Below are 8821 nucleotides of genomic sequence, written 5' to 3' on the forward strand. Positions count from 1 at the left end.
CATTGACGAATTACTGTATTTTGATTTAATATGGTATTATTCATTGAAAGCTCCTTTGTAGAAAGTTTGTATTGTTTTTGGGAACAAACAAACATCTAACACTTCTACAATAAGGGCTTTCTTTTTTTATGTCTACATACAATTAGCGTTTTTACATTTTATGGAATCTGTGCAAAGCTATTGGGACAGGTTCCTTGTCCCACGGGAGATATGTCAAGACACATTTAATCTAAACCAAAAAACGAAACCCCCAGGATGTGTGGTCCTGGGGGTTTCTGTGTCCTAGTTTCAATGTGTGTACATTGTAAATTTAGTGTACTTTATTTTATTAAAAAAGCTCAAGCTAAAGTACGTTTGTTCACCAAAATGTCACAATTGAAAGATCCCTATTCCACCTTTAGCCCCTCTTTTAACTCGTCACTTGAGTTGTCCCAAATTTCTTTGTTGTGGTTGATTAAAAAGTCCGCCAATAGCTTTTTTGATTTATCGTCCATAAAGTCAACCATGATGTGGCGTTTTAATGATTTATCCATTTTGTTGACATGCTCTGGTAACGATTTGTATCCACGGCGAATGGAACGGTCAACTGTCATTTCACAAGCTGTTACACCCGCGTAATATGGTCCCTCTTCCCTTCGATCAATCGTCACCCAAACTAACCAAAATGGTTTTCCATTAGGAACGTCTTCTTTATTCGGAAGAAACTTAATCCCTTTCTCAACAACGCTTCTCGCATGCATCGCACCGACATCAACAAAAACATCTTCCTCTTCTATATCAATGAATACCGGTGAAATATTTTCAAGGCTTAGTGCCCCAATCCCATATCCTTTGTGACCATCTGTTGGATCATTTTTAATGATATTAAAAGCAACCTTTTTCTTATTTTGATCCACCATACATCCACCTTTCCCTTTTTACTCATTACCTACCATTTTATCATATGAGTGTCTGATTTTATAATTGAAGGATTGGTTGAAAGAGCGCAACCAATATATCTGTGATATTGTAAACACCTTTATACAGAAATGGGAACAAATATCGGCCCCCAATCGGTGTAATGACAAGCACTAGAAATAACACAATTCCCAATCCTTCATATTGCGTTAATCTAGGACGAATCCGTGCTGGTACAAGGTCTTCAATGATGCGATACCCATCAAGCGGCGGAAACGGCAATAAATTAAAAAGAAAAAGCATAACGTTAAGGCGAACAAATAGGTTAGTGAACCTTTCAAAACCATCGCCTACTGCCTCTGGAATGGCCGCAAACACCCCTACTCGAATTAGAATAATGAAAAGGAGTATGGCTAGTGCCGCAACGATAAGGTTACTTAACGGGCCTGCAACCGAAACGAGAATCCCAGCAAGTCGTGGCTTTTTAAAATAAAAACGATTTACAGGGACAGGACGTGCCCAGCCGAATCCTGCTAGAAAAATAAGGATCGTACCAAATGGGTCTAAATGAGCAATCGGGTTTAACGTTAATCTCCCTTGCCGCTTTGCCGTGTCATCGCCAAACTTGTATGCCACATAGGCATGCGAAAACTCATGAACCGTAAATGCAACCAAAAGTGAGATGACCACATACGGAATTAGGCTTAAATCATAATGTAGATATCTACTTAATTGTTCCACCAAATTTCCCCTTCTTCTAGAAAAGTTATTATTTTCAGTATACAATACTCTTAAAGCATTATAAAACCATAGATTGGAGAGATTCATTGTGCCATACGTAACAGTTAAAATGCTAGAAGGACGCACTGAAGAACAAAAAAAGGCGCTCGTTGAAAAAGTAACTGCAGCTGTAACTGAAACGACAGGGGCCTCTGTCGATAAAGTTGTTGTTTTCATTGAGGAAATGACAAAAAACCATTACGCAGTAGCTGGCAAACGTTTAAGCGACCAAGAATAGAAGGTGAGAAACCCGTGGCAAACGAACCACGGGTTTTAATTTTTTTAAATAAATTTTTGTTCAACTAGCGGCATCCTTTATATATAATACTGAATAAGAATTACATATTGAAACAGAGGGGATGCATAAAGTGGAGAACTTTTATCTGTTTGTCTTTATGTGTATGTTGCTGATTATTTTACCTGGTCCAGATACTGCCATTGCTACAAAAAACACTCTCACTGTTGGGAGAATCGGCGGGCTTAAAACAGCTTTAGGGACTTGTTGCGCCCTTCTTATCCATACTTCTGCTGCTGTATTCGGATTATCGGCGATTATCGTGAAGTCCGCCTTCTTATTTTCTGTCTTTAAATACGTGGGGGCTATCTACTTGATCTATCTAGGGATAAAAACATTATGGGCATTGCGAAAAAAGGAAGTAGCTGCAAGCGTTGAGATGAACACCGCAAAACAGTTTGAAAACAAATCTTGTTTTAAACAAGGATTTTTAACCGATCTCTTAAACCCTAAAGTTGCCGTCTTTTTCTTAACGTTTTTACCTCAATTCGTGGATGCTGGGAGCGATACCTTTGTACCGTTTCTTATCATGGGGTTCACTTATACGGTATTGACTGCCATTTGGTTTTTCCTTTACGTCTATTTACTCAACCAAATTAGTACTTTTATGAAAAAACCAAAAGCCCAAAATATGATTGAGGGAATCACAGGTGCTATTCTGATTGGTTTTGGGATTAAACTTGCTTTGGAAAAGGCCCATCATTAATCATGTAAAAAGGAGGATTGTCCAAATCATGAACAATCCTCTCTTGTTTAGACCCTAAGTGCACCTCGGAACCCTCTTGCAGCATAGTAAGAATCCGCCCCATTGTGATAGACAAAGACAGTGTCATAACGACGATCACAAAAAATGGCTCCACCGAGTTTTCTTATATTGTCTGGGGTCTGCACCCAACTTGATGTTTTCAAATCAAATGGTCCAAGCTCCTGCAACGCTCGATATTGCGCTTCCGTTAACATCTCAACGCCCATGTCATTTGCCATATCCATCGCACTATTTTCCGGCGGGAACTTTTTTCTAGAATTCAGTGCTGCTCGGTCGTAACATATACTTCTGCGACCTTTAGGACTTTCTATTGAACAATCAACAAATATGTATTCATCCGTCTTTTCATCATACCCCACAACATCTGGCTCGCCTTCAGTCCTTTCCATTTCATTAAGCGACCATAGTTTTTCAGGATTAGCCTCTAGCTTCGCTTCGATTTTTGCCCATTCAAGCCCTTCATGACGGTGTGAATTTTTCTCAAAACGAGCTTTCAATACTTTTACTAATTCTTCGCGTTGTTCTGATGACAACTCCTTGTTACTTTCCTTTGTCACGTTTGGTTCCTCCTATTTTTGATTGTTACTATCATTTTAACCATAACTCCTGTAACTTTCACAACCCTTTTTAATTACCACCTTAAATTTTGGGAACAATACCTAAGAGGTGGTTCAATGTTAAAAAGTGTTTTACTTCCTATCTTTATTTTTCAACTATTGTCAACAAGTGTGGTGGCCCAAACCCAGGATATACAAATATTCGATATCGACCAAGATATGGTTATTAAACATGTACCAATACGTACAGATATCCAGCAAGAAGTGGAATTCCTTCTTAAAGGTATCAACGGTGTTTATGTAAAATACAATCCGATTCCGAAAAAAGGATTAATGATAAGAATTCCTTTAGAACCTACTATTATGGTGCGAAATAAATGGTTCCATGACCTAGCAGATGAAGTAACGCTTATTTTTACCGATCAAGAAAGTCCCTATTTAATGATGTTTGACGATGAAAACAAACCCTATTTCTTAACATTTAAAGGGGACACTATAAAATTATTAACATTATTGAACCTTAACCAAAGCCTATTCTAAAAAAACGAACCGAAGACAAATTTAAATATGACTTGCAGTCTTGAACAAAAACGAATATTATAGAAAAGGATTTTTAAATCGTTCGCCTTTTGGAGGTACACAACTATGTTTAAGTTATCAGAATTAAATACAAATGTAAAAAAAGAAGTTCTTGCCGGGATTACGACCTTCTTAACCATGGTGTATGTTGTTGTCGTAAACCCCGTTATTTTATCAGATGCAGGTGTCCCGTTTGAGCAAGTATTTTTAGCAACCATAATTGCAACTGTTGTTGGAACACTTTGGATGGCACTGTTTGCAAATTATCCCATTGCGATTGCTCCAGGAATGGGCTTAAATGCCTTCTTTGCCTATTCCGTTGTTGGTGCAAATGAAAATATCACCTACCAAACGGCATTTGCTGCTGTATTTGTAGCAGGTATCATTTTTGTCATATTGTCGTTAACGCCGTTTCGCGAAAAATTAATTGAAGCCATTCCACCAAACCTAAAGCACGGAATCACTGCTGGAATCGGTTTGTTCATTGCCTTTATCGGCCTTCGGCTGACTGGAATTATTACCGCACACCCTACAAATTTAGTGACTCTAGGTGATTTACACTCACCATCAGTCATTTTAGCGCTTGTCGGATTAGCGATTACGCTCATTCTTATGGCACGTAACATAAATGGCGCCTTATTTTTCGGAATGATCATTACTGCTATTATTGCTTATTTTACTGGTCAGCTTGAATTTAAAGAAGGATTGGTAAATACACCGTCACTTCCTGAAGGTTTAATTATCGCAAACCCTTTAGCTGCAATAGGTGATGTGATTCAGTACGGGCTATATGCTGTTGTCTTCTCCTTTTTACTCGTTACGATTTTTGATACAACAGGAACGATGATCGGGGTTGCCGAGCAAGCTGGGCTTATGAAAGGAAATGTCATGCCACGTGCTAGACAGGCCTTACTTGCGGATTCAGTGGGTACAACGGTTGGAGCGATGTTTGGAACAAGCCCGACTAGTGCCTATATTGAATCTTCAACAGGGGTGGCTGCAGGTGGAAGAACAGGTTTAACCTCAGTTACCGTTGCGGGACTCTTTATTCTAGCTGCCTTTTTTGGACCGTTAGTGAGTGCTGTTTCAGGAATTGCTGCCATTACAGCGCCTACCTTAATTATTGTAGGATCTTTAATGATGGGTAGCATTAAGGACATCAAATGGAATGAGATTGATGAAGCCTTTCCTGCATTTTTAATCATACTCAGCATGCCACTTACATCCAGTATCGCTACTGGGATAGCACTGGGCTTTATTTCATACCCCTTGATGAAGGTTGTCAAAGGAAAGTGGAGAGACGTACACCCGCTCGTTTATTTATTTGCAGTACTGTTCTTCTACCAGCTTGCCTTTTTACCGCATTAATATAAAAAACTCGGCAGATTGACCTGCCGAGTTTTTTAATGTTTTACTAAATCGCGAAGAGAATCAATATATTGGTAAGCCTCGTCAATTTCTTCCTCTGTATAGCGTTGCTTTGCTTTAAGCGTAAATACTTTTTCTTTGACTTCTTCCTTATCCAGTCCCTCGAAGTATAAAACGGTGGACACCAGTTCTAAAAAGCGTGCAGACTGACTATTTAAGGTTTGCATACAGTCATCTAATGGGGGCATGTCCAATTGATAGTGACCTAAAAACTGCTCGCCTTTTTCAGTTAATGAATACCGATACTGATAATAGCCACCCTTTTTCTCTTTCACTTCGTCTAAAAATCCAAGGTTGCAAAGCTCCTCCACACGTAAGGTTAACTCCTCTGAGTATGGTCCGTAAAAATGGAAGTTGTATTTTTCATAAAACGGATAATCAATCTTTTTCGCAATATAAATCATTTTTTGCAGTTTTTTCCGACCTGTGATTTCCCCTGCAGCAGCGAATGCCTTCATTACTTTTGCATGTTCTGTTAACAAAACCCCTTCATCTCCTCACCCAAACTTATATACCTAGTACTTCTTTTATCTTCTCTTTGAAATTTTCTGGTAGTGTTTCAATTAAATCTTGTGGAAAATAAAGTTTATGATCGGTTCGCCTTTTACCTGAAATGGCGTCCACAATTTCTGACTGCCTTGATAACTCACGAATCTCACCATTAGGCATTAATAGGTTAATTGGAAGTCGTTCCTCTTCTTCTCCAGGCCGATAAAAATCGTACGGTAAATCTGATGATGAATCGACGACTAAATAATACGTCGGATCAATCCCCGCTTCCTCAAAAAGGGTTCTGAGCTCCATCATCTTCATCATTTGTGTACTTGGATCAAACTCTACATATTTAAACAGATTGCGATTAAGAAAACGACGGCACAGGTCACTTAAAATCGCATCATCCTCGTCCTGCCACATTTGAAAATAGAAAGAGATAATTCCTTCATCAAGCTTCACATAATCCTTTAGTGTTAACGTATCTTCAAAAATGGAGATAAAATGAACAGGAGCTGTTTGAAATGCGTAGTTTTCTTTATACAGCTGTTTGGCGCGATGGAGAATTTTCGATAAAATGACCTCTGCGCTCCGTGTGACAGGATGGAAATAGATCTGCCAATACATTTGGTATCGACTCATAATGTAATCCTCAACCGCATGCATCCCACTGCTTTTAAAAACAACCTGATCTTCCAGTGGTCGCATCACACGCAAAATCCGCTCCATGTCAAAGTTTCCATAGCTAACGCCGGTATAATACGCGTCACGCAATAAATAATCCATACGGTCTGCGTCAATTTGACTGGAGATAAGGCTCACAACTAATTTATTTTTATATGTTTTCGCAATCACTTCGGCCACCTTTTTTGGAAAATCATCCCCCACTTGCTTAAGGACTCGATTTACCTCCGTATCCCCGACAATGATGGCCTGTGTAAATTCCTCATGATCATAATGGAATACTTTTTCAAACGAATGTGAAAATGGCCCATGGCCAAGGTCATGCAGAAGAGCCGCACAAAGGCATAATAAACGCTCCTCTTCATCTAAAAAAGATCGATCACGAAACACATCATCAATAATTCTTCTAACAATTTCATATACACCTAGTGAGTGGTTGAAACGACTATGCTCCGCCCCGTGAAAGGTAAAATAGGTTGTCCCTAATTGACGAATTCGTCGTAGTCTTTGAAACTCAGCTGTTGCAACGAGCTCCCAAATCACTTGATCCTGAACATGTACGTAGCTATGTACAGGGTCTTTAAAAACCTTTTCTTCACTTAATTTCCCATTGGAATTTGTCATGTATTCAACCTCTTCCATACTGGCATGCTATTATTATATCTATTTACTTCTGACAAAAAAACCTAAAATTCACCAAAAATCGATTTAACCAAGTCATATCAATGGTTGGAAAATTTTTCGACATGAATAAAAGTTTCGAGGAAGGATTTGGAATATCCTGCTTGCGGAGCATAAAAAATCACCTTTTCTCTTTAAAAGAGAAAGGCGATATTAGTCCATTTTCAGCTTCTTTTTAATCTTTTCGATTAATTCATCTTCTGTAGGAGCTGACACCGGACGATTGTTAACAAATGTGAATGACTTTTTTCTACCTGGGCCGCAGTATGATTGGCACCGAATGTCAATTGTTGCCTCTCCATCAACTTCTTTTAAGCGTGGCACTAAAGTTTTGATATTGGTTGCCTGGCAATCATCACAAATGCGAAATTCGTTTGCCATTTTGCGTACAATCCTTTCATCTTGTTATTTCTATATGGTTTCATATGTGAACCGGTCATGTTTAGCATGCCGATTTAGCTATTTCAATACACTAAACGGTATTTTACTCCTCCCCTGTAGTATTTGCAAGGGAACAAAATAAGTTTCAAAAAATCTCCACAAGTACGAGTTTGCGATATTAAAATATTTTTAAGTAAATTAATCTATTATCCTTTTTATGATTTTGGTATAAAGTTTGAAACAATTGACCAATATATGTAATAACCTAACGCAAATATAAACGTATATATTGGGAGATGAATCAATATGAAGGAAAGACAAGACGCTTGGACAGAGGAAAATGACCTCTTATTAGCTGAAACTGTACTAAAACATGTTAGAGAGGGTAGTACTCAATTAAATGCTTTTGAAGAGGTTGGTGATCGATTAAATCGTACATCTGCTGCATGTGGTTTCCGTTGGAACGCTGTTGTGCGCCATAGCTATGAGAAGGATCTGCAACTAGCGAAAAAGCATCGCAAACAACGCCAACGTGCCCTCGGTAAAAATCAGCCTGTGAAAAAACAACTTTTGTATACACCACCAACACCGAGTCTTGAAGAATTTGCGGACGAGTTTCCGCTATTTACATCTGAATCTACCAGTGTTCGTCAAGAAGTGAATACACCACAATATTCTACTCCTAAACCAACATTGACAATGGATTCCGTGATTTCCTACCTTCAATCCATGGGCAGCACAAGTCTAGGAATGGAAGCACTGAAATCGGAGAATGAGAGATTGAAAAAAGAAAAGAATGAGATACTTCGTAAAAATGAAGAACTACAAAAGAAGATTACTCAGCTTGAACAGAGCGCAGTGAACATCCAAGAAGATTACGAAACACTAATGAAGATCATGAATCGTGCACGAAAGCTCGTCTTATTCGAAGAGGAAGAACGCCCTGCTACTACTTTTAAAATGGACCGCAATGGTAATTTAGAGAAGTTGGCGGAATAAAGTAATTTAAGAAAAACCGGGCATAGCCCGGTCCTTTTCATGGTTAGAGAATATCCGATAATTTGTACTCTATGCCATGTATCCCTTTATAATACTCTGGATACATTTTACCCCCACATTTTTCACATGCAAACATAGGAGGAATTGTCGGATCTCCATCATCCATTAAATCGAAATCCCTTACCACGTTAATAGGAATCTCTTCTTTCTCATGACACGTCAAACAAACATAGCTGACGCTCTGTTGCTTGGACTGGTTTAGGCTTATATTTTTCTTCTTTT

General features: G+C 38.7%; 12 protein-coding genes. 5 read left to right on the forward strand and 7 right to left on the reverse strand.

Annotated elements, in window-relative coordinates; genetic code table 11:
• Nucleotides 1-386: 386 nt before the first annotated feature.
• Both E1I69_RS23250 and E1I69_RS23255 read right to left on the reverse strand, forming a co-directional pair.
• Nucleotides 387-899: a YwhD family protein gene (locus tag E1I69_RS23250; protein ID WP_136381884.1), complete on the reverse strand. Its 513-nt coding sequence runs from the start codon at nt 897-899 to the stop codon at nt 387-389.
• A 58-nt stretch (nt 900-957) separates the two neighbouring features.
• The gene (locus E1I69_RS23255; protein ID WP_242634686.1) at nt 958-1638 is read right to left on the reverse strand and encodes a site-2 protease family protein; all 681 of its coding nucleotides are present in this window, start codon (nt 1636-1638) and stop codon (nt 958-960) included.
• Nucleotides 1639-1726: 88 nt separating this feature from the next.
• Here E1I69_RS23255 and E1I69_RS23260 point away from each other — a divergent pair, with 88 nt between their 5' ends.
• Both E1I69_RS23260 and E1I69_RS23265 read left to right on the forward strand, forming a co-directional pair.
• Entirely contained in the window at nt 1727-1915 is a 189-nt protein-coding gene (locus tag E1I69_RS23260) for a 2-hydroxymuconate tautomerase (RefSeq protein ID WP_136381886.1), read from the forward strand.
• A gap of 130 nt (nt 1916-2045) precedes the next feature.
• Nucleotides 2046-2678 (forward strand): LysE family translocator, encoded by a 633-nt coding sequence (locus tag E1I69_RS23265; RefSeq protein ID WP_136381887.1) that lies wholly within the window; start codon nt 2046-2048, stop codon nt 2676-2678.
• Nucleotides 2679-2725: 47 nt separating this feature from the next.
• On the opposite strand, the gene E1I69_RS23270 is transcribed toward E1I69_RS23265, so the two are convergent.
• A complete protein-coding gene (locus E1I69_RS23270; RefSeq protein WP_136381888.1) occupies nt 2726-3295 on the reverse strand; it encodes a DUF4256 domain-containing protein in 570 nt (189 codons plus the stop codon).
• Nucleotides 3296-3412: 117 nt separating this feature from the next.
• On the opposite strand from E1I69_RS23270, the gene E1I69_RS23275 reads away from it, so the two are divergent.
• Nucleotides 3413-3835 carry a hypothetical protein gene (locus E1I69_RS23275; RefSeq protein ID WP_136381889.1) on the forward strand — a complete coding sequence of 141 codons (423 nt, stop codon included), beginning with the start codon at nt 3413-3415 and terminating at the stop codon, nt 3833-3835.
• Between the two features lie 105 nt (nt 3836-3940).
• Nucleotides 3941-5242 (forward strand): NCS2 family permease, encoded by a 1302-nt coding sequence (locus E1I69_RS23280; RefSeq protein WP_136381890.1) that lies wholly within the window; start codon nt 3941-3943, stop codon nt 5240-5242.
• 35 nt (nt 5243-5277) lie between these two features.
• Here the strand turns inward: E1I69_RS23280 and E1I69_RS23285 are convergent, their stop codons facing one another.
• The 3 genes from E1I69_RS23285 to E1I69_RS23295 all read right to left on the reverse strand — a co-directional run bounded on the left by E1I69_RS23285 (nt 5278) and on the right by E1I69_RS23295 (nt 7540).
• Complete coding sequence (locus E1I69_RS23285; RefSeq protein WP_136381891.1) at nt 5278-5784, reverse strand: YwgA family protein; 507 nt, start codon at nt 5782-5784, stop codon at nt 5278-5280.
• A gap of 25 nt (nt 5785-5809) precedes the next feature.
• Entirely contained in the window at nt 5810-7102 is a 1293-nt protein-coding gene (locus E1I69_RS23290) for an HD domain-containing protein (protein ID WP_136381892.1), read from the reverse strand.
• A gap of 210 nt (nt 7103-7312) precedes the next feature.
• Entirely contained in the window at nt 7313-7540 is a 228-nt protein-coding gene (locus tag E1I69_RS23295) for a DUF1450 domain-containing protein (protein ID WP_136381893.1), read from the reverse strand.
• A gap of 306 nt (nt 7541-7846) precedes the next feature.
• Between E1I69_RS23295 and E1I69_RS23300 the strand changes: the two genes are divergently transcribed.
• The gene (locus E1I69_RS23300) at nt 7847-8539 is read left to right on the forward strand and encodes an RsfA family transcriptional regulator (RefSeq protein WP_136381894.1); all 693 of its coding nucleotides are present in this window, start codon (nt 7847-7849) and stop codon (nt 8537-8539) included.
• 43 nt (nt 8540-8582) lie between these two features.
• Here E1I69_RS23300 and E1I69_RS24880 read toward each other — a convergent pair.
• On the reverse strand, nt 8583-8821 hold a 239-nt coding region (locus E1I69_RS24880; RefSeq protein WP_207308595.1), incomplete at its 5' end, for a hypothetical protein.

Source organism: Bacillus timonensis (genome assembly GCF_004799755.1).
Lineage (GTDB): Bacteria > Bacillota > Bacilli > Bacillales > Bacillaceae_L > Ferdinandcohnia > Ferdinandcohnia timonensis_A.

Bases quoted from the DNA above. Each gene is read 5' to 3' on its own strand.
- E1I69_RS23290 (WP_136381892.1), bottom strand. From the start codon at position 7,102: ATGACAAATTCCAATGGGAAATTAAGTGAAGAAAAGGTTTTTAAAGAC.
- E1I69_RS23300 (WP_136381894.1), top strand. From the start codon at position 7,847: ATGAAGGAAAGACAAGACGCTTGGACAGAGGAAAATGACCTCTTATTA.
- E1I69_RS23275 (WP_136381889.1), top strand. From the start codon at position 3,413: ATGTTAAAAAGTGTTTTACTTCCTATCTTTATTTTTCAACTATTGTCA.
- E1I69_RS23280 (WP_136381890.1), top strand. From the start codon at position 3,941: ATGTTTAAGTTATCAGAATTAAATACAAATGTAAAAAAAGAAGTTCTT.
- E1I69_RS23295 (WP_136381893.1), bottom strand. From the start codon at position 7,540: ATGGCAAACGAATTTCGCATTTGTGATGATTGCCAGGCAACCAATATC.
- E1I69_RS23250 (WP_136381884.1), bottom strand. From the start codon at position 899: ATGGTGGATCAAAATAAGAAAAAGGTTGCTTTTAATATCATTAAAAAT.